Origin of the sequence: Aureispira sp. CCB-QB1, assembly GCF_000724545.1 — a bacterium.
Lineage (GTDB): Bacteria > Bacteroidota > Bacteroidia > Chitinophagales > Saprospiraceae > Aureispira.
This window is the reverse complement of sequence record NZ_JHBV01000007.1, coordinates 110,826-131,618: the sequence shown is the minus strand read 5'-3', so window position 1 is coordinate 131,618 and position 20,793 is coordinate 110,826. Positions and strand designations below refer to the sequence as shown.

17 protein-coding genes are annotated in these 20,793 nt (G+C 35.6%); 8 read left to right on the top strand and 9 right to left on the bottom strand.

All coding sequences use genetic code 11. From position 1 onward, the window contains the following. The first annotated feature begins 205 nt into the window (after positions 1–205). On the top strand, positions 206–2,758 hold the full coding sequence (locus CG11_RS02840) for a patatin-like phospholipase family protein (RefSeq protein WP_052592921.1): 2,553 nt from the start codon (positions 206–208) through the stop codon (positions 2,756–2,758). Positions 2,759–2,768: 10 nt separating this feature from the next. Here CG11_RS02840 and CG11_RS02835 read toward each other — a convergent pair whose 3' ends face one another. Then, on the bottom strand, positions 2,769–3,215 hold the full coding sequence (locus CG11_RS02835; protein ID WP_052592919.1) for a hypothetical protein: 447 nt from the start codon (positions 3,213–3,215) through the stop codon (positions 2,769–2,771). A gap of 187 nt (positions 3,216–3,402) precedes the next feature. Between CG11_RS02835 and CG11_RS02830 the strand changes: the two genes are divergently transcribed. Continuing rightward, positions 3,403–3,630: a hypothetical protein gene (locus tag CG11_RS02830; protein ID WP_052592917.1), complete on the top strand. Its 228-nt coding sequence runs from the start codon at positions 3,403–3,405 to the stop codon at positions 3,628–3,630. A 220-nt stretch (positions 3,631–3,850) separates the two neighbouring features. Here the strand turns inward: CG11_RS02830 and CG11_RS02825 are convergent, their stop codons facing one another. The 3 genes from CG11_RS02825 to CG11_RS02815 form a co-directional block, all read right to left on the bottom strand. Continuing rightward, positions 3,851–4,060 carry a helix-turn-helix transcriptional regulator gene (locus tag CG11_RS02825; RefSeq protein WP_052592914.1) on the bottom strand — a complete coding sequence of 70 codons (210 nt, stop codon included), beginning with the start codon at positions 4,058–4,060 and terminating at the stop codon, positions 3,851–3,853. Next, entirely contained in the window at positions 4,050–4,532 is a 483-nt protein-coding gene (locus CG11_RS02820) for a hypothetical protein (protein WP_052592913.1), read from the bottom strand. Before CG11_RS02820 ends, CG11_RS02825 begins: the two co-directional genes overlap by 11 nt. Positions 4,533–5,436: 904 nt before the next feature. Continuing rightward, positions 5,437–6,678, bottom strand: a complete 1,242-nt coding sequence (locus CG11_RS02815) for an ABC transporter permease (protein WP_052592911.1) — start codon at positions 6,676–6,678, stop codon at positions 5,437–5,439. 451 nt (positions 6,679–7,129) lie between these two features. On the opposite strand from CG11_RS02815, the gene CG11_RS02810 reads away from it, so the two are divergent. The 3 genes from CG11_RS02810 to CG11_RS02800 all read left to right on the top strand — a co-directional run bounded on the left by CG11_RS02810 (position 7,130) and on the right by CG11_RS02800 (position 12,085). Continuing rightward, a complete protein-coding gene (locus CG11_RS02810) occupies positions 7,130–8,119 on the top strand; it encodes a cation diffusion facilitator family transporter (RefSeq protein ID WP_052592908.1) in 990 nt (329 codons plus the stop codon). A gap of 275 nt (positions 8,120–8,394) precedes the next feature. Next, entirely contained in the window at positions 8,395–9,711 is a 1,317-nt protein-coding gene (ahcY, locus tag CG11_RS02805; RefSeq protein WP_052592906.1) for an adenosylhomocysteinase, read from the top strand. 490 nt (positions 9,712–10,201) lie between these two features. Next, positions 10,202–12,085 (top strand): LamG-like jellyroll fold domain-containing protein, encoded by a 1,884-nt coding sequence (locus CG11_RS02800; RefSeq protein ID WP_197043768.1) that lies wholly within the window; start codon positions 10,202–10,204, stop codon positions 12,083–12,085. Positions 12,086–12,192: 107 nt separating this feature from the next. Here the strand turns inward: CG11_RS02800 and CG11_RS02795 are convergent, their stop codons facing one another. The 3 genes from CG11_RS02795 to trxA form a co-directional block, all read right to left on the bottom strand. Next, on the bottom strand, positions 12,193–12,471 hold the full coding sequence (locus tag CG11_RS02795; protein ID WP_052592902.1) for a hypothetical protein: 279 nt from the start codon (positions 12,469–12,471) through the stop codon (positions 12,193–12,195). Positions 12,472–12,789: 318 nt separating this feature from the next. Then, positions 12,790–14,229, bottom strand: coding sequence for a DUF4476 domain-containing protein (locus CG11_RS02790; protein ID WP_052592901.1), 1,440 nt, complete (start codon positions 14,227–14,229; stop codon positions 12,790–12,792). A 212-nt stretch (positions 14,230–14,441) separates the two neighbouring features. Beyond that, the gene (trxA, locus tag CG11_RS02785; protein WP_052592898.1) at positions 14,442–14,762 is read right to left on the bottom strand and encodes a thioredoxin; all 321 of its coding nucleotides are present in this window, start codon (positions 14,760–14,762) and stop codon (positions 14,442–14,444) included. 390 nt (positions 14,763–15,152) lie between these two features. Here trxA and CG11_RS02780 point away from each other — a divergent pair, with 390 nt between their 5' ends. From CG11_RS02780 to CG11_RS02770, 3 genes are all read left to right on the top strand, one after another. Next, entirely contained in the window at positions 15,153–15,536 is a 384-nt protein-coding gene (locus tag CG11_RS02780) for a hypothetical protein (RefSeq protein ID WP_052592896.1), read from the top strand. An 85-nt stretch (positions 15,537–15,621) separates the two neighbouring features. Next, entirely contained in the window at positions 15,622–16,836 is a 1,215-nt protein-coding gene (locus tag CG11_RS02775) for an NAD(P)/FAD-dependent oxidoreductase (protein WP_052592894.1), read from the top strand. Between the two features lie 636 nt (positions 16,837–17,472). Beyond that, a complete protein-coding gene (locus CG11_RS02770; RefSeq protein WP_052592892.1) occupies positions 17,473–19,170 on the top strand; it encodes a Na/Pi cotransporter family protein in 1,698 nt (565 codons plus the stop codon). 71 nt (positions 19,171–19,241) lie between these two features. On the opposite strand, the gene CG11_RS02765 is transcribed toward CG11_RS02770, so the two are convergent. Then, a complete protein-coding gene (locus tag CG11_RS02765; protein ID WP_052592890.1) occupies positions 19,242–20,057 on the bottom strand; it encodes a hypothetical protein in 816 nt (271 codons plus the stop codon). A 169-nt stretch (positions 20,058–20,226) separates the two neighbouring features. After that, the gene (locus tag CG11_RS02760) at positions 20,227–20,541 is read right to left on the bottom strand and encodes an ankyrin repeat domain-containing protein (RefSeq protein WP_052592887.1); all 315 of its coding nucleotides are present in this window, start codon (positions 20,539–20,541) and stop codon (positions 20,227–20,229) included. Between the last annotated feature and the right edge of the window lie 252 nt (positions 20,542–20,793).

Below are 20,793 nucleotides of genomic sequence, written 5' to 3'. Positions count from 1 at the left end.
ATCCCTTAAGATTACTATTGATAGCTATCATAAATGGATTTGAAGAGAAGTTAGTTGCATTTTTCACCCCTTACTCTTTTCGAGAAGCGGACATCTGCACAATCCTATACTAGATTTATACAATATTTTTTTTATTTTGAGTAAGCGATAGGGGATTCCTTCAAATAATAAAGATCATCCCCCCTTTCACCAAAACAAATACAACATGCCAAAAACACTACGATTAGGATTTATTATGGGAGGCGGTGTCTCCTTAGGCACCTTCTCTGGTGCAGCGTTATCAGAAGCCATTAAGCAACAAATTGTCTATGGGCAGTATGATACTGGCAAAAAGGATCCAAACAACCAGCCTATTTATGCTCCTTACGATGCTATAGAAATTGATGTGTTTAGTGGTGCAAGTGCTGGAGCGATTTCTCTCGCAATTATGCTTCGAGTATTGGTCAATCCCAAAGATAAATATCGTTTCTTAGGTTACCGTTCTTACGAAGATTTGCGAGAAGGTTTAGAACAAAAGCTTTCTAAACAATTTGAAGGAAAGTTGATTGAGCTAAAGATGCAATACCCTCAAAAATATGAACAACTATTAGCAGCTCAAACCATTCAAGAGTTTCAGGACAAAGTCTGGTCAAAAGAAGTCGATATTGATCGTTTTTTGGGAACAGGCTCTTTTGATAAAGACTTGACGGATTCTGCGAGCTTTATGGATCGAGGGGTTGTCGATAAACTGGGTGTAGAACTATTTCAATTTCAAATTGATGGCAAAGAGCGGCTCAAAAATAGAATTTTATTAGGAAATAGAGTGCTCTTTGGATGTACTTTGGCAAATCTTAGTCACACTCTTCAAAAATCAAAGCGCACTCATTTTAACGATACCAAAAAACCATCTCTAATTCAAGCACTCAACGATAGTTCTGTCGATAGAATTCATAGTGAGTTGAGGGTATTTGATATTAACTTCAAAACCATCAAAGAAAATGAAGGGCGGTATTATCCCCTACGTTGGGTACAATATCAGGATGGAGAGGATATTATCTTACAACAACACGATAAAGAAAACAATACCTACGAAAAAGTAGTCAAAAATTTAAGGGATAACGATGTTTGGCGTGAAATAACCGCGACAGCCATTGCATCTGCTGCTGTTCCCTTTGCGTTTGAACCTGTTGTCCTCAATCGCTATCGCTATGAGTTTGGAATGGAATGGGCTACGGAATTAAAACACAAAAAAAACTATCCTTTTACCTATGTAGATGGAGGGTTGTTTAACAACGAACCTGTCAAAGAAGCCATGCGCTTGGCTTCTTATATTGATACTACAACTGAAAATAAAAACTTTGAACGCCAGCTTATCTTTGTCGATCCTGATGTTACGGAGTTGGAAAATCAATTCAAAATCCAAGCGCACGAAAAACTGAGTATTGGTCGGTCGTTGTTTTCAAGTAAAACTAAAGTAAGTACTAAATCCACTATTTTGCGTTTGTTTAGTGGCATGACTTATATTCTTAGTGCCATTTTGAATGAAGCTCAAAGTATTGAAGTAGGTAAAATTTCTGCGATATTAGAGCAATTCGAGCACCGCAAAAAAATGCGACAGTTTTACCGAACAACGGTTAAGGGAATTCCTACCGATGCCCAAATCATTGAAATGCGAAACTTTGCCATTGCTGAATTGGATCAAGTTCGTTACAAATTGAATCTGCCTGATAATACACTTCAAATACAACATGAGTTTCTGCGCATTATAAAAGAAGAACATGAATTTTTAGACAATTATATTCCTTCTGAAGACGAGCGCTTCTTGGTAGACGAAATCAACAAATTTGTTTACCTTCCCAATCCGTCTCAAGTAGAGCACGTAGGCTACTGGATATTTGTTTTATCCTGTCTCAATTTAGATATTGCGATGAATTTGGTTGGCAAAACCTCTAAAACAAAACTGATCCCTATCGCTCCGTTTAACTTTTATGAGGAAGGCGAAGAATTTAAATTAATGCCTTTGCCTGGCAAGGGTATGGCAGGATTTACTGGTTTTGCCTCTGTGGAAGCAAGTAGTTATGAAATTGCTTATGGGAAATATTGTGCAAAACGTATTTTACAAGAATTGCATTTAATTGAAGACAACAAACAGCAGCTTTCTTGTCCCCCTCGTTTTGACTATGGACGTTTTGATGGCTTACTAAAAAACAGTGTTCGCCATTCCATCGTAAAGCGCCTAAAGGAAATTGTTCCTAGTGGTTTTGCCACCATCATGCCCTTTTTGGGAGGTTACCTCAATGAATCTGTTCAAAATTTTGTAGATAGCAATATTCATGGCAATAGCCGTACAGGAAGTTTTGAATTTCAAATTCGTGTCCCTAGTGACTTGTATGTCCTCAAAGGTTTTACACCTAGTGGTGTTGCAACTCACAAGAAAAGTCTACAAGCTATTTCTATTCATGGAGATTATTATCTGATTACAAAGTTATTGTATGACTTTGAAGAAGAACAATGGAAAGGAACACATACCAACTTCATGCAAAATATCTATATTGACAAGTCTAAGTTTTTTGAGGATATTGCTATGTTGAGCTTGGAATTACCTGTGATGTCTCTCAACAGCGATGCTTACTTGTCTCCCAATCCAATTTTTGTAGCAGATGTTCGTGCAGGATTAAATACACCTGGCTACAAAGAATTATCGGCTAAAAATTGGGAACTAAAATCAGATGTCTTGCCTTTGGACAAACATCTTTGGGGAAAAGATCGATGGAAATAAATTCAACCATCTACTTTTCTAAATGCCTTTCTAACAATTGAATCGTTTTTTCTTTTGCCTTGTTGAGTTCGCTTTGCAAGGCTATGATTGTTTGGTCTTTTTCTTGGAGTTGTAATAAATAGGTGTTCTGCTGCTCTTTTATTTTTGTTCTATAATCTCTATCATAATTATCATTGATAATGTTTTTATGACCATTATCAGCCTCTACTTGAACTGTACTCTCCAACATTTCCCCCATTCCTGTCAGCAACCAATGATAGTTAACCGCTTTTGGATAATTAACAGCAATTTTAGCAACTAAATTTAGTTTAGGAATGGTCTTTCGATTGTATATATTAGATATATTTTGACTATTGACACCCAAAGTTTTCGCAAATTTACTGGTATTCTTATCGCAGCCCAAATGATTGAGAACTGCAATTAATCTATGGTATAATTCTAAATCTGCTTCTTTCATTGAAATAAAAAATGTTAACAATAAGTTAAGAAAATAGAAATTGTTTCAAAAATAACTCACTTATTGTATATTGGATAATGTAAACGACTTTCACTGAATGTAAAACAATGTAAACAAATGTATACAAGTGTAAAACAATGTATACAAATGTAAAACAATGTAACCAAATGTACATAAATGTAAATGTATGAAAAAAGCAGAAGTGAAACTAACAGACGAACAAAAAAAACTAAAAGCAGCATTAGAATATGGAGATATACGAGCCCTTTGCAAAGCCTTAGATGTATCTAGGATGACAATATGGAAAACGCTAAATGGCAAGCGAAAATCGCAGTTTATATGGGATGCCATTGAACGTTTGGTCGATCAACGCAATGCCAAAAGGGAGGAAACTATTTCTGATAAATTGCCTTAAAATGTTCTGTCTACGCTTCATCAATCCCCTTATTGATTTAGTTTCGTTCTATTGCTTTTAGCATTAGTTTACAAGATGTGTTAATTAAATAGATTGTGTCGCCCCAAAAACGTCCCAATGGTCAGCAACATAGTCTATACAGGGTTGCGCTCCACGAATAACTTTTATTCTGGAGCGCTTTTTTAGTTGGTATGATCTTTTTTGAGTTGTTTATCTTTTTTTAAGGTTCTAAATCAGAGTCTTCTAGCTCAAAAATTTCGTTAACAGAAATCCCAAATACTCGGGAAATTTTTAGTGCTAAAATTGTAGACAAATTATACTTACCCAATTCAATAGCATTAACAGTTTGTCGACTAACACCTACCATATCAGCAAGTTGAGCCTGTGTTATATTTTTCTTTGCCCGCTCTACCTTTAGGTTATTTTTCATCTGAAATAGATTTTTTAAGATTATAACTCATCCAATTAAATCGAATGATAAAAACAATTAATGTCGTGTACATATTAAATACTAATATCCAGAAAAATGGCATGCTATAGATAAACAAAATGGCACCCATTAAGATAAAGTAATTTATATAAGTAGCCCAAAGCAAAGAATCTAGCCTAACTTTTGCAACTAGCTCATCCTCGCATTTTTCTTTTGAAAAAGCAATAAACAAACAGCCCAAAATACCAAAAAAACCTATTATCTCATTCCCTATATTGTCATTTATAATCGTAAAGTACGACATTCCATTTCCCATAATTTCATCCGTTACAAAAGCAAATACTTTTAGATTTAAAAAATGAGGTTCTTGATCTTGGCTAAAATAATAAATAGTAAACAAAGAGGTAAGTGTAAATAAAAACCATCCAACTTTTTTAAACTGATTGGGCAACAAATAATTTTGAGTTTCCATATTGATAATTTTTAACTAAAAATGATATTTCTCTTCAAATGTAATTCAAAAATTACATTATGTCAAGCAAACATTACAAAAAGAAATCTAAAGATTACATTTTGACAGGTACTCATTTCTTTTACAAACATGCTCCAAAGAACATATCTACCTGATAATCAAAGACTATCAAGTATAACATCTACTTTCCGAATGATAAATAAACATTTAGAAAAAATTATGAGTACCTGTACAATAGATATCCTTCTTGTTCATTCTTAATCTTTTTATGTCATTTTTTTATCAATATTCCGCCTCTAATAATACAACAAGTTCTCATTTTCTAACCCTACACTTTGAAACAAAAATTTCAAAACAAAGTAAATTCACTCATCATTTGTCAAGTACAAAAGCTTACAAGCTCTTATATCCCCAAAAGAGTCTAACTATTAAAGATTATTTAAGTAAATTTTGTAGAAGCAATGAAAATGCCCGTTAATAGAGATTACTTTCATGAGGGCTTCGCTATTAGAAAATGGTCCAGAAAAATTTTTATAAACCACGCAGTAGCAGTTCTGCTAACTAAAAGCAAAGCGCTCACGATTTCTATGATAAAACACAGAATACGAACGAACCATTACCAAGCATAGCGAACTCACGCAGCAGAGCGAGTAAAGTAACTAAGGGAGCTGTGTTAAGAGAAAAAAGAAAAGATGCTGCCCCACAATATGGTGATTTCGCCTAAGAAAAATCAAGAGAAGATAATCAATTTCTATGTAGAGTTTACCTATTGACACCAACGAAATAACAAAGCAATTAAAGGCTTGCTTCTAGAAATTTAGAAATTAACTACGTAGTATTCACGTAAGAACAGCGCAATTAAAGTTAAGCATTATTCTATACAAGATTCCCATACATTTTAGCCCTAACGCATGGCTTCTACAGGACTAATTTTAGCCGCCTTTAGAGCAGGTATTAAACCAGCAATTGCCCCTGCTACCACAACAATAATAGTAGCAAAAATCACCATCCCTACATCCACTTGTGGATCTCTAAAAAAGCCGCCATCAATATTGTAGGTATTCATCATGGTTCGAATCAGATGAATTAAACCGATCCCCAAAGCCATTCCTAAGTAACCAGCGACACTAGTAATTAAAACAGCCTCTTGCAAAATCATACTCACTACAGAGAATGGAGTTGCGCCCAATGCTTTGCGAATGCCAATTTCTTTTGTTCGGTCTTTCACTACAATTAACATAATATTACTGACCCCAATTACTCCCGCAACGATAGACCCGACTCCTACCACCCAAATAAAAAAGCTAATCATCTTAAACAAATTCATAATAGACTGAAAATGTTCCACTCTATTACGAATCCGTAATGCTTGCTTGTCTCTAGGGTCAAAATTATGTTTAATAGCTAATTTTTGGATCACCTCCTGTTCTAACGCCATGACCTCTTCCAAACTAGCGTCTCCAGTGGTGAGCATGATTTGATTGATAGAACTTTTGGTATCAAAGCAACGTTGTGCAGTTGTAATAGGAAGGTAAATCATACGCATTTCATCGTCTCCCCCTGTGTCCGAAAATACCCCAACGACCTGAAAACTAATTCCACCAACTTGAATGTATTTGCCAATTGGATTTTCATTAGGAAACACCTCTTCGACTACTAATTTCCCAATTACAGCTACTTTTCTATACTCCTTTAAATCCATCGTATTAATATAACGTCCTTCTTCTACCAATGTATTTTCCAAAACTTGGTGATCGGGATGCACACAACGCACACTGAAATTGTACCGTACATTATTATAAACCATCTTCTCCAATTCCGAAGGCAAATAAAAACGTCCTGTGATATACTCTGTACCATCTACTTTATCCTTCAACAAATCATAATCGGAGTTATCAAATTCTACATTACGACTACTAGCCAAACCATTGTGCGCAATCGAAGTTCTTCTAGGGTATATCCAAAGACTATTGGTTGCATCATCTCTAAACTCATACTCCGCCCCATTTTGCAAACCATTCCCTGCACCTAGCAACAAGACCAACATAAAAATTCCCCAGAATACCCCAAAAGCAGTCAATCCAGTACGCAACTTATGCTTACTTAACGATAAAATTATCTCCTGCCATTTATCTATATCAAACATGAACGAACGTTTTTTTTGCAACGCAAAAAATGAATATCCAGTGGATATTCAAGTGAGTGAACCGCAAAGCGGATTGGTTTTTCTATTCTCAACTCTAAAATAATCCCTATATCAAACTCCTTAATACCTATCTATTATATATCCAGTGGATATTCAAGTGAGTGAACCGCAAAGCGGATTGGTTTTTCTATTCCCTCTATACTAAATTCCTATCTGTCAAAATCAAAATAGGTGAGTGAACCGCCAAGCAGATTACTCTTATTCCTAGGCATCATTCAACCTCTAAGTCCATTTAGAACCTCCATACAAAACGGTATAAAAACACAAAAGTACAATTAAAAGTGTTTTTTCCTAAGTCAAATGAAGCGCTTAACGAAATTTTAGTTTTTATTTGTAATATCTATAGAGCCATATTGCCAAACACTACAACTTTTAATCCAATAATTGCATTATGAACAATAGGCTAATCACAACACAACGGATCACCTTACTTGTTGGAGTAATTTTATTAGTTATAAAATTTAGTGCCTACTTTCTAACACACTCAAATACAATTTTGACAGATGCTTTAGAAAGCATTGTTAACGTTGTAGCAGGAGGATTTGGTTTGTTCAGTTTATATATTTCAGCACTTCCAAAAGATGAAAATCACCCATATGGACATGGCAAGATTGAATTTGTTTCTGCTGCAGTAGAAGGCGTTTTAATTGCTTTAGCTGGAATTATTATTTTACTAAAGTCACTTTACAACTTACAATATCCCATTCCTATTCACGACGTTGACACAGGAATTTGGATTACTGCGATTGCAGGACTAATCAATTATTTATTGGGCGCTTATGTTGAACAACAAGGCAAAAAAGCCAGTTCAATGGTCTTGATAGCAAGCGGGAAGCACTTAAAATCAGATGGTTACTCTACCTTAGGGATGATTTTAGGCTTGGCAACCATTTTAATTACCAATTGGCTTTGGTTGGATTCTATTATTGCGATTATATTTGGATTTATTATCTTAAAAACAGGAATTGATGTCATTAAATCATCCATGGCAGGTATTATGGACGAAGTAGATTATCCCTTGGTAGAAGCCATTGTTCAAATTCTAGATCAAAACAGGCACTCCGATTGGATTGATGTACACAATTTACGAGTCATCAAATACGGTACAGCATTACACATCGATTGCCACATCACAATTCCTTGGTTTTTTGACACACGCCAAGCACACGACGAAGTTGATAGATTGGAAGAATTATTAGCTGCAAACACTGAAAAACCCATTGAATTTTTCATTCACGTAGATCCCTGTATACCACAATCTTGTATCATCTGCGCCAAAAAAGACTGCCCTGTTCGACAAGCCCAGTGGCAACAAAATGTTAAATGGACCGCCGAAAATATTATGCTCAACCAAAAACATTTTTTAGAAACACAACAATAAAAACTAAGGTTATAATACTCCCTTGGAAATTTATTGTCAAAATAGGAAAAATAGGTAAAACCCCTAGGATTCTAAGTACATCTCAAATTAGCTATTTGGTTAAATTTGCCCTTTGGTAATTTTAAACTAAAAATAACATTTTTTAATTCGTATTTGGTCGTTGAATTTCATACCTTTGCACTAGTTTTCAAAGTAAATCCGTCTATTTCAGACAGATTTGACATTGATAAAGCTCCTACAGAGCTCATTTTTAAATAAAAAAATTAGATTTTTTCATGGAAACTACTAATAAAGTGCAATACAAAGTTAAAGACATTTCCCTAGCTGCTTGGGGACGCAAAGAAATTGAATTGGCGGAAGCTGAGATGCCTGGATTAATGGCGCTACGTGAAAAGTATGGTGCTGCTAAGCCTTTGGCTGGTGCTCGTATTGCAGGATGTTTGCACATGACAATTCAAACAGCTGTTTTGATTGAAACTCTAGTAGAGTTGGGAGCTGATGTTACTTGGTCTTCTTGTAATATCTTTTCTACTCAAGATCATGCTGCTGCTGCTATTGCTGAAGCTGGTGTACCTGTTTTTGCTTGGAAAGGAATGAACGAGGAAGAATTTGATTGGTGTATCGAGCAAACTTTGTTTGCATTCAAAAACGGTGAACCACTTAATATGATTTTGGATGACGGTGGTGATTTGACCAATATGGTTTTGGATCGTTACCCAGATATTGCCAAAGGAGTTTACGGTCTTTCTGAAGAAACAACTACTGGTGTTCACAGATTGTACGAAAGAATGAAAAACGGTACGTTGACAATGCCTGCTATCAACGTAAATGACTCTGTTACAAAATCTAAATTTGATAATAAATACGGTTGTAAAGAATCTTTAGTAGATGCTATCCGTCGTGCTACAGATACAATGATGGCAGGAAAAGTTGCTGTTGTTGCTGGATATGGTGACGTAGGAAAAGGTTCTGCTGCTTCTTTGCGTGGTGCTGGTGCTCGTGTTATTGTTACTGAAATTGACCCAATCTGTGCTTTGCAAGCTGCTATGGACGGATTTGAAGTGAAAACAATGGCAAATGCGATTCCTAGAGCGAACATCGTTGTTACTGCTACAGGAAACAAAGACATCATCACTGGCGAGTATTTCAAAATGATGAATGACAAAACAATCGTTTGTAATATTGGTCACTTTGACAACGAAATCGATATGAACTGGTTGAACAGCAATCACGGCGATTCTAAAGTTGAAATCAAGCCTCAAGTTGACTTATACAACATTGATGGAAACGATATTATTGTTTTGGCTGAAGGTCGTTTGGTAAACTTGGGTTGTGCTACTGGTCACCCATCTTTTGTGATGTCGAACTCTTTCACAAACCAAACATTAGCTCAATTAGAAATTTGGGAAAATAAAGACAACGATAAATACGAAAACAAAGTATACATGTTGCCAAAACATTTGGACGAAGAAGTTGCTCGTTTGCACTTAGCAAAAATTGATGTTCAATTAGAAACATTGTCTAAAGAGCAAGCTGACTATATCGGTGTAAAAGTTGAAGGTCCATTCAAACCAGAACACTACCGTTACTAGAATCTAAGCATTTTATAGAATATATTAAGTGGCAATGTTTTTTTAAGAACATTGCCATTTTTTATGCCGTCACTTGACACAATAACCAACTACAAATCAAATGTTTAACATCTTTTAACGCTGCATTTTCTTTTAGCTCTAACATTTTTTTCTTTACTTTGTATGGTTAAATTTTTTATTCATTCACCTTCAACTATTTTTTTGGCAACAATCTAAAACGATTTAGAAACCTAAAAACATCCTTTCACCTAGAACAGTTTGCGTCTCTATCCTCTCTACCCCACCAAAACACAATAAACTCTCTACTAAGAGATCGATGTATTGTAGATAATTAGAGTTCTCCCTATTCTTTGTTGAAGCTATTTAAAAAGTCTGCTACTACATCTCCTACCAACTTAGCCAACCCATCAATACAAAATCTTAAGTTGTTAAGTTTTTATGCCAAGATTACAAGCAGATGATTACTTTAATAACTCAAAATTTTAAAAAAGTGAAACAATTTAAAACAGTACTCCAATTCAGCGTTCTCCTTAGTTTTCTTTGGATATTTAGTAACAATGCATTTGCGCAAGGAAATGCACTAGGTTTAGACGGCAACAATGACTTTGCTGATTGTGGCAACCATTCTAGTCTAGACATCACAGGTACCTCTATTACCCTAGAAGCATGGGTATATTCTACTTCTTTTACAACCAATGTATGGCAGGGAAATGTTGTAAACAAAAGTGGTAATGGAGATTTTGGTTATATGCTTCGTGTTGGCAACAATGGACAAGTTAATTTTAATATTGGAAATGGCGCTTGGAACGAAATCAACTCTCCTACAGGTACCGTTGCACTAAACACATGGCATCACATTGCAGGAACGTATGATGGAACAACAATGCGTCTGTATGTAGATGGTGTAGAGGTAGCAACAGGTCCTTTAACTGGTAACATTGGATTTGCTTCCAACAACTTACTTTTTGGAGACGATCCTCAGTTTACAGGAAGATATTTTCCAGGTAGAATTGACGAGGTTCGTATTTGGAACACCACAAGAACAGCGCAAGAAATTATAGAAGACATGAACAATAATGCTTGTTCTAATTATCCAACTGGTCTAGTTGCTTATTACAAATTCAATCAAGGAGTTGCAAATGGCAATAATGCAGGGCTAACAACAATTAATGAAGAAATTGGAGTAGGAAATGGAACCATTATTAATAGTAGCCTTAATGGTGCCGTTTCTAATTGGGTAGAAGGTGTCTATCTATCAACTTCTGATAGTTCTCTAACCATTTGTCAAGGAGATAGTGTTTTAATAGGTGGGAGTTATCAAACAACTTCAGGCACTTATTTTGATTCTTTACAAACCATCAACGGCTGTGACAGTTTGATTAGAATTACATTAGCAGTTACTCCAAGTGTTGTAACTAACAACAATGCTACTATTTGTCAAGGAGATAGCATTCTGTTGGGAGGAGCTTATCAAACTACAACAGGCATTTATGTAGATACCCTTCAAGCCGCTTCTGGTTGTGATAGCCTTATATCAACGACCCTTATTGTTCTTGTTCCTGCCTCTGTCAGTGTTACTGCTCAGATTTGCCAAGGAGATAGCATTTTATTGGGTGGAGCATATCAAACAACTGCTGGTAATTACATGGACTCACTAAAAAATACGATGGGTTGTGATAGTGTTATTTTAACCACAACATTATCCATTATTTCTACGGTTACATCAACAGATACCATTCGCATTTGCCAAGGAGATAGTGTCCTAATTGCAGGAGTATATCAATCGACGGCAGGCACCTATTCTGATACCCTTCAAAGTACAGCGGGTTGCGATAGTATCCACCAACAAACACTTGTTGTCTATCCTTCTCCTAATGTTATTTTGACAGCATTCTCTCCAGATACATTATGTGATAATGGCGCACCAATCCCACTTCCAGCTGCTACGCCAGCAGGTGGCTCCTATAGTGGTAATGGAGTTAGTGGAGCTAACTTTGATCCTGCCATCAGTGGACCTGGTATCCATTATGTTGCTTATACCTATACCGATGCCAACAATTGTACGGCTACCGATTCTACCATGATTACAGTTAATATTTGTTTGGGAGTAGAAGCTATCAACGCCAAAACTGACTTCAATATTTTTCCAAATCCAGCACAAGATGTATTAACGATACAAAGCAAAACTCTTCCTACAAGTCCATTGCAAGTAAGTATAGTTGACGCACTAGGTAGAACTGTAAAACAAGCCTTTATTGGTTCTAATAGAACAACAAATCTTGATGTTTCAACTTTAAACGCAGGAATCTATTTTGTAGTAATTTCAACTAAAAATCAAACTGTTGTTCACAAAATAAGCAAGCGCAAATCTTAATTTAAACGCTTTTTAGATGGCTTCATAAGTCTTGTGAAGACTTCAAGGTAAAGCACTTATATTCGGTGAAGGCAATAGGGACGTATTTGCCCTATTGCCTTATTTCTTTATGGACCATGCCACGACTTCAGCTGTTGTAAGGTATCAAACGTAGCTGTACATAAAAAACAGTCAAAAGTATACACGGTGTCGGTTTTAGAACTTCTCGAATTTTGAGGCATTCCAACAATCTTAAAGACTCGTTCCTTTGGCATTCCTTTTTTTAGACAAGTCCATTTTTCAACAGTGGTCATTTTTAGCAATTCAGCATCACTAGGACAATTAGGAGCACAACCAATCCATAATCCTAGACATAGCAATGTCATAAGAAGGATAAAATTCTTCATGGTTCTAAGATTTTGTGTATTTCTAAAGATTAGTATCTATTAAAGGATATACGATGCTTTTTAGTTCCCTATTATTTTTATTCTTGTTATAATATTTTCTATCAATTATCTTTCTTTTATAACTTCTAACTATGGTTTTCTTTTATAAAACAACACATCTAAAAAGACCTACTCAACTATTAATCAAGCTATAACAAAAAAAACTCTAAATACTAATTAAAGTATTTAGAGCTAAAAAAAATGTATTTTCCGAACAACTCCAGTAGCAGTACTTACTACTAAGATATATCATGGCATCTTAATTGTAATGACCATTCTTTATTTCTTTTGTGCTTTGATAAATCGATCTAGTGCATACTTACTCGTTGTTTTTGTCAGCGCCTCACGTACAATAGAATAGTCTTGAGGGTTCAAAGTCTTGGAATACGCATATTGAGCAAAATCTAATCGAGTTTCTTCCAACTCAAATAGATCATTAATTTGTTTTACCTGCATGGCACTAATTTTAGAGCGGTCAACAATTATCTTAGCTCGCTCCAATTTATGACTCTCCAATGCCAGTCCTTTTAATTTGTGCTTTAGAGCCTCAAAATCTTCTGAAGATAATTCGCTAGGACCAGTAGCTAAGGTATTCTCAGCCATTTTTTTATCAACATGCTTGATGTAATCCTCTAGAAATTTGTGATTTTCTTTCTCCAAAGCAGCCTTAACCAAATCATAATTTTCCTGATCTACGGTTTTAGCATAAGCATATTTTGCAAATTCCAATCGATTATCTTCAAACAAAAAGATTCCAACAATAGACTTGATCTGTTCGCTAGATAAGTTGTTTTTATTGGCAATTGCTTTTGCTTCTTCTAATTTTTTTGAATCTGAGGTTTGGCTAGTAATTTGATTTTGAGCATTGATAAAATCTCCTTGAGACATAACGATCGTGGATGGTGTATTTGGTGTTTGAGTATTAGCTACAGGAGTAAGATTCGCTTTTACGACTTCTTTTTTTTGCTGATATGTTGTCACTGGTTTATTTTTCAAGAAAGCCGTCATTGTTTCTTTACTCTTAGAATGTTTTAAACCTTCCTTGACGATTTCATAATTTGCCTGATCGTATGTTTTATCATAAGCATACTGCGCATACTCCAACTTTGAGCTTTCAAAACTTAGCAAATCTAACAGTTCTTTTACTTGTCCTGCCAACAAATAGTTGGCATCACTAATTTGTTTTGCACGGCGCAATTTAGCACTCTCAAAAGATTCTTCACTTACAGAGCGCTTAGCAGCAGCAAAAGATGGATCGTCTATAGGTTTAGGTCCTGTCGTAATCTCTACAACACTAGATTCGTTGTCACTCGCTGGCTCTTCAATAGTTACTGTCTTTTCTGAGGCTTGAGGTACCACAGGAATTTCGCGTTTCGACAAAAAACCTTTTAATGCCTCTTTTGATTCGCTCAATCGAAAGAGAGCAACTAAATTGGGATAATTAGCAGCATCTAAAGTTGTTGAATAAGCATATTTAGCATATTCCAATTTATTACTTTCTAAAGAAAACCCTTTTATGATAGCTTCTATCTGGCTAACATACAGATATTGTACATCTGACAATTCCTTTGCTTTCAAGAGTCGTTTGCTATCAAAAGACTGCCCTGCAATCTGTGCTCGATGCACCTCAAACTCAGCTTCTGATAGTGGTGTTGTTTGTTGTGCTAACAATCCAACTAAGGGTAATATTAAAAACAGTAGTGTAACAATTGTTCTCATAGATAATAATTTAGAATAGCCTGATTTTAAATCGTTATGAGTATAAGTATACCAAAAATGTTCCAAACCCTATATGTTATAGCAATTAATACTCTATTGTTTTTTATATTTTTCTATAAAGAACATAAAAATCAACAGAGTAAGGAACAATAAAAAAAGCGATAAAAACTTAAGTTTTTATCGCTTCTGTATTTTCTTTACGCATCAAACGTTTATGCCAAATGCTTATCTAATTTAGCTTGCAAAGCAGGCTTCGTAATTGCGCCTACGTGTTTTTCAACAACTTCTCCATCTTTCAAGATTAAAATTGTAGGAATTGAACGAATGCTATATTGCATTGCTAGCTCTTGATTTGCGTCTACATCTACTTTTCCAATCAAAGCAGTTCCAGCATACTCGTCTGCCAACTCTTCAATAATTGGAGCAATAGCTCTACATGGACCACACCATTGTGCCCAAAAATCAACAACTGTTACACTACCTGAGTTTAATACTTTATCTTCGAAGTTGCTATCTGTGAATTCGAGTGCCATTTTTAAAGTTTTTTGTATTTTCTAAGTCATCTTTTTAAAGCTCAAAATGGCTTCTAAAATCGACAACTTGGAATCGAATATATTAATCAATGTTCATAACAACGAATGTAGATATAATGTTGCAATCTACCAAAGGAATATGTCATTTTTTGCAAGCTGCCCAGACTTGCAAGCATGTAAATAATTAATTAGCAACACATTGCTCCATACTTTCCTTTTTTTATCAAAAAATCAAAAAATTCTTTTTGGGACGCTTTGATGATTTTCTGCTACAATATTTCTATTTTAGACGGCTAGTTCCAACTTCTAAAAATCTGTGTTTAAATTCATAAAATATAGATCAATTTTAAACACGCTCTAATTACAAAATATCTCAAACCACCCCCTATTATGCAAAATCTTCCTTTAGATCATCGCACACATACTATCAATAGCATCAAAGAAAGTCTAATCAAAGCAGGCATTACCAATATGTACGCACACCAAAAAGGCTATGTCATTGTTAAAGGTACTTATGGGGATAGCGTAAAAGTTCAGATTAATCTTGATGCTCACGGAACGGCTACTGTTCAAAAAAAATTTCCTCAAATTGGCAGTGGTCCTCAAGTACTTGCAACCATCTTTTTTTTAATCATTGGATTTTCAGGTTTTCTCCCATTTCCTTTCATTTCTGCTATTATATTAGGACAGTTGGTCTCTTTTCTATGGTTTTACCCCAAAATTCAACTCCTAAAAAAGACTGTTGAAAGCATTATTTTTGATGAAGTTGCCTAATTAATATAAAATTAACGCTTTTTTATCGACTTTTGCAGTGCTTCAAACCAATGTTTTTCGAGATTTTAAAAATAAAGTATACTTCATGAAAGTTGCTATTATAGGAGGAGGGGCAGCAGGCTTTTTTGCAGCTATTGCTGCCAAAGAAAATTATCCTGATGCTCAGGTTGTGATTTTAGAAAAAACCAAAAAGTTACTTTCTAAGGTAAAAATCTCCGGTGGAGGTCGCTGCAACGTAACCAACGGCTGTACTTCAATCAAAGAATTGGTCAAAGCTTACCCTAGAGGCAATAAATTATTAAAAAAAATATTCCCGACCTTCAATACCAAACATACTATGGACTGGTTTCAGTCTAGGAATGTTCCCTTGGTTATCCAAGAAGACAACTGTGTTTTTCCTACCTCTCAAAATTCTCAATCTATTATTGATTGTTTTTTGGAGGAAAGCCGCCGACTAGGAGTACAAATCGAAACAAACAAAGTTGTCAAAGCCCTCACTCCTACTACGGATGGAATAAAACTAACACTGGGAAAAACAGCCCATGAATTTAGAACCTTTGATAAAGTAATTGTTGCTACGGGTGGTTCTCCCAAACAACAAGGACTTCAGTGGCTCGCCGATTTAGGACACCAAATTGAACTGCCTGTTCCTTCCTTATTTACCTTTAATATGCCCCATGAAGACATCACAGAATTAATGGGAATTGTTGTAGAAGAAACCAAAACAAGCATCCAAGGTACCAAACTCAAATCGGATGGTCCTCTACTCATCACACATTGGGGCATGAGTGGTCCTTCGATTCTCAAACTCTCTGCATTTGGAGCTCGTCTGCTTAGTGAGTGTAATTATTCGTTCAACGTTCAAGTCAATTGGGTAAATGAACTCAACAACGCTTTAGTTGCTGAAAAACTATCCGATATTGTCAAAGCCCACCCTAACAAATTGCTAACGAACTACCGTCCTTATTTACTTCCTGAACGACTTTGGCATTACTTATTGAAAAAAAGTGAACTTCCTATCCATAAAAAATGGGCAGAATTGGGTAAAAAAGGATTGCATAAATTAGTGGCTCTCCTTACGAATGACAGTTATGAAGTAAAGGGCAAAACTACATTTAAGGAAGAGTTTGTGACCTGTGGTGGAGTTAGCTTAGAAAGTATCCATCCCAAAACAATGCAAAGCAAGGTTTGCCCTAATCTGTATTTTGCGGGAGAAGTATTGGACATAGATGGCATTACAGGAGGATATAATTTCCAAGCTGCTTGGACTACAGCTTTTATTGCAGCTAAATTACAATAACAATAAAAACTAGGTTTATTTTAGTCAATAGTTAACTGCGCTGCTACTGCGTGGTTTGCTTCTTTTATCAAGAACCCAAAGGCTCACGCAGTAAAAGAAGGACAAAGGAGTAAACTATTCCCACAACTTTTTACATGCATAATCTTTAATACTCCGTTGATTTTTTAGCATAAATCGAAGCCATCAGCATCTTATTATCGCTGCTACTACATTCGCTAAGAAGCGTTTTTTAGAATCAAGAATTATATAAAAAAATTATAGTTTAGCGGTCTTGCTGACACGTGGTACCTATTATTTTTTCAAAACAATTACTTAGCATTATTTTTTTCCTTGATTTCGCCCCAAAACACTACTCCAAACAATTGATAAACAACACCCTAAACGCCTCTAATTTCAATTAACATTAAGTTAACAATAAGCTAAAAATAAGACAACATAACAAGGGTATCTTTAAGTAATTCTTAATTATAAGAATGAAAAAAAATAACTTCTTGCAATCCTTATTAATTTAATTTAAAATGCCCATCTAATACCAAAAAAACTACGTACTTTCGCCCCATTAAATGGATGATAGGTGAATTGGGAAAGCAAGATCTTATCAATCAACAGTGTTTAACAGATAACAAAAAGTAAAAAATGGATTTCAACTTTGGAAGTGTTCTTAATATCATAGGATCTTTGGCCTTCTTTATTTATGGCATGAAGATGATGAGTGATGGCATCCAACGTGCAGCCGGCTCACAACTTAGAAGTATTTTGAGAACCATGACCCAAAATCGGTTTTTAGGGGTTTTCACAGGTTTTTTAATCACGCTCCTCATACAATCCTCCTCCGCTACTACTGTAATGACCGTAAGTTTTGTTAATGCGGGACTCTTATCGTTGACAGAATCTGCAGGAGTAATGATCGGTGCCAATATTGGAACCACGATTACAGGATGGATTGTTTCAGTCCTTGGTTTTAAGGTCAAACTATCGGCTTATTCTATACCTTTGTTTGCCTTTGGAGTACCCATGGTTTTTGCAGGAAAAGGGAAAGTCAAATACTGGGGACAGTTTATTATTGGTTTTGCCATTTTGTTTTTAGGTTTAAGTGAACTAAAAAGTGCGGTTCCTGACTTGAAAGGGAATCCAGAAGCATTGGAGTTCTTAGCACAATACACACAATGGGGTATTTTTTCTAGAATTTTATTTGTTATTGTTGGAACACTATTAACCATCATTGTACAATCTTCTAGTGCCTCGATGGCAATTACATTGACGCTTTGTGCCAATGGTCTATTGCCTTTTGACGTTGCAGCAGCAATGATTTTAGGTGAAAATATAGGAACGACCATTACAGCAGAGTTGGCCTCTTTAATAGGCAACACCTCTGCAAGACGCTCGGCTAGAATACACTCTTTATTCAATACCGTTGGAGTTGCTTGGATGGTTATTGTACTGCCTTGGTTCTTACCAGTTTTGTCAAATACCTTGCAGGATTTATTCCCCAATTTATTTGGCAATCCATATGCAGACGCAGCAGCTATTCCATTGTCTTTGGCAGCGTTTCATACGGCTTTTAATACCATCAATGTATGTTTGGTTTTACCTTTTGTGCCTTTGTTGGTTCGTGCAGCTACGTATACTGTCAAAGATAAGGATGGAGACAATCAAGTGGAAAAATTACAATTCATCACCAATGGTAATTTAACCCCTGAATTAAATACCGATGCTGTACAAAAAGAAACAGCACATTTCGGAGATGTTATAGGAAGAATGAACGGATTTCTAAAAACGTCTTTGAATACCATTAATAACAAGGAAAAAGACGAAGCCATCAAACGCTTGTTTAAGTACGAAGAAATTTCGGATATGATGGAAATCGAAATTACAGAATATATTACCAACCTTGCAGACAAAGAAATCACTTCTGACACTTCTACTCGCCTGAGAAGTTATATGAATATTGCCAATGACTTGGAACGTATTGCCGATATTTATTTCCAAATTGCCAAGACATTGGAACAAAAAATAGAAGAACGCATTTATTTCTTGCCCGAACAACGCAATGGTTTAAATCAAATGTTGGAATTAGTCGATAAGGCTTTTCAGGAAATGAATAGAAACTTAGCTGTAGCGGACTATAGTACGGTTGACAAAAGTGCAGCGCGTCAATTGGAAGATGCAATTAATGACCTCAGAGATCAATTGCGTTCGAACAACCTAGATCGTTTGGGAAATCCTGACTACAAGGTAAAAGCTGCTATGATTTACAACAATTTATTCTCTTCTTTGGAGCGTATAGGTGATCATATTATCAATGTAACAGAGTCTGTTGTAGGCGAGATTTAAATTGAATTTCAAAAGAAGTTTACAAGAAGATTTGAGAACGAGGGATGGTCTTTTTCTCAAATCTTCTTTTTTTATTCGGTGCCTTTTATAATGCTAATTTCGGTGCTTTCTAACCATGCATTTATCAATGCAACATTAGTTGTTATTGGTGTTAAGACAAACTCTGAAAAACCTGTCAAGATATCAGAGTCTCGTGCATAATCAATTTCTACTTGCCCACTCTTACCATAGCTTGATTGTATGAAATAGCATTCTCCTTCTCTATAATACAAATACCCAACGTGGCTATGTCCTAAACCTATAAAATATAGACCTTCTTTACATTTCGCCTTCATTATATTGGCAAAATCCTTATTTCCTTCTGTCAGTTGTATAAGAATTAGCTCCTCTCCTAGTGACAAGCTTTGTGCTTCGGCAACAGGTCCTTGCTGCGCCAAGCGATAACGGTTTAAATTAAAACCTGCATGCAATAAAGTTGTAGATACAAAATAACTACAACCTATGCTCCCTTCGTTAGGAACAGCCGAATAACCATCAAAAGACCATGTTGTTCCATACCAATAAGGAAATAAATCATTTACCAATGCTTTCGTAATATAATGCTGTGCACGTGTTCGAATAACAGCCTTTTCTTCTTCTGTCCTAGCGTTTTTGTAAGCGGTTTGAAATGTTTTTTGTTGGGAACGAATGCCTTCTTTTGTTTTTCTGTAAGTTGCTTTTTTATCTAGCGTTGGAATTGGCAAAACGGTACTATCTTGCACAAAGCAGGTTTGATAAAGAGTAATTGCTTTTGCTTTGAATCCAATATCAAGTGGTTCTGTGTGCCAATCATATATAATAGTTCCTAGAGGCAACATGGACAACAAAAATGCAAATAAAAGGCTCATCTATGAATCGTTTTAGAAAACAACAAAATGCTGAATTGATATAAATTAGGGCTAGTCGCCAATATTACTATTTTTCCTCAAAGGTAAATTTCCCACAACATAGTAATAGCACCTACAGAACCCCATACCTCCTCTAAACGACAAAAGTACCAATCCGTTACTTCAAGCACTACCAAATTTTCCAAAAAGGTCTTTTTTCATACTGTTTTAGCAAACGAATCAAGTCTTTATTTTTCTTTCGCTTAGCTACTTTTAAAGGGGTTTCTGTGCTAAATCCAGCAGGGATACTAGCATCAGCTCCATTTTCGAGCAAAAATTTTGCCACCTCTATTTGCTCAAACTCAACGCTTTCAATCAAAGGCGTTGTCAATAATTCAGGGTGCTGATAATTTGGATTAACCCCCTTTTTGATATGGTAACGTACCAAATCCAAATCGCCACGTTGCGTGGCATCCAATAAATCTTTCCAATCTCCAGCTGCCATAAGAATTGCTATTTATTAGCGATACAAATTATTATTTTAGTAGTTCGTTGATTAGCTCCCTGCGGTCGTGAGATCGCTATCGCTTAGTTGTTTACTTTTTTACCAAAAAGATAAAAAATCACATTTATATTAGTTTGATAATCAAAATTTTAACGCAAAACACAACAAAGACACAACTTGCTGATTATCAACTGCGCAGCACTCACGAAGTAAACTAATAAAGTTTAGCTGCGCTGCTACTTCGTGGTTTCA

What these genes read in the sequence shown, in the direction of transcription:
- CG11_RS02840 (WP_052592921.1), top strand. Translation starts at nt 206, where the DNA reads ATGCCAAAAACACTACGATTAGGATTTATTATGGGAGGCGGTGTCTCC.
- CG11_RS02835 (WP_052592919.1), bottom strand. Translation starts at nt 3,215, where the DNA reads ATGAAAGAAGCAGATTTAGAATTATACCATAGATTAATTGCAGTTCTC.
- CG11_RS02830 (WP_052592917.1), top strand. Translation starts at nt 3,403, where the DNA reads ATGAAAAAAGCAGAAGTGAAACTAACAGACGAACAAAAAAAACTAAAA.
- CG11_RS02825 (WP_052592914.1), bottom strand. Translation starts at nt 4,060, where the DNA reads ATGAAAAATAACCTAAAGGTAGAGCGGGCAAAGAAAAATATAACACAG.
- CG11_RS02820 (WP_052592913.1), bottom strand. Translation starts at nt 4,532, where the DNA reads ATGGAAACTCAAAATTATTTGTTGCCCAATCAGTTTAAAAAAGTTGGA.
- CG11_RS02815 (WP_052592911.1), bottom strand. Translation starts at nt 6,678, where the DNA reads ATGTTTGATATAGATAAATGGCAGGAGATAATTTTATCGTTAAGTAAG.
- CG11_RS02810 (WP_052592908.1), top strand. Translation starts at nt 7,130, where the DNA reads ATGAACAATAGGCTAATCACAACACAACGGATCACCTTACTTGTTGGA.
- ahcY (WP_052592906.1), top strand. Translation starts at nt 8,395, where the DNA reads ATGGAAACTACTAATAAAGTGCAATACAAAGTTAAAGACATTTCCCTA.
- CG11_RS02795 (WP_052592902.1), bottom strand. Translation starts at nt 12,471, where the DNA reads ATGAAGAATTTTATCCTTCTTATGACATTGCTATGTCTAGGATTATGG.
- CG11_RS02790 (WP_052592901.1), bottom strand. Translation starts at nt 14,229, where the DNA reads ATGAGAACAATTGTTACACTACTGTTTTTAATATTACCCTTAGTTGGA.
- trxA (WP_052592898.1), bottom strand. Translation starts at nt 14,762, where the DNA reads ATGGCACTCGAATTCACAGATAGCAACTTCGAAGATAAAGTATTAAAC.
- CG11_RS02780 (WP_052592896.1), top strand. Translation starts at nt 15,153, where the DNA reads ATGCAAAATCTTCCTTTAGATCATCGCACACATACTATCAATAGCATC.
- CG11_RS02775 (WP_052592894.1), top strand. Translation starts at nt 15,622, where the DNA reads ATGAAAGTTGCTATTATAGGAGGAGGGGCAGCAGGCTTTTTTGCAGCT.
- CG11_RS02770 (WP_052592892.1), top strand. Translation starts at nt 17,473, where the DNA reads ATGGATTTCAACTTTGGAAGTGTTCTTAATATCATAGGATCTTTGGCC.
- CG11_RS02765 (WP_052592890.1), bottom strand. Translation starts at nt 20,057, where the DNA reads ATGAGCCTTTTATTTGCATTTTTGTTGTCCATGTTGCCTCTAGGAACT.
- CG11_RS02760 (WP_052592887.1), bottom strand. Translation starts at nt 20,541, where the DNA reads ATGGCAGCTGGAGATTGGAAAGATTTATTGGATGCCACGCAACGTGGC.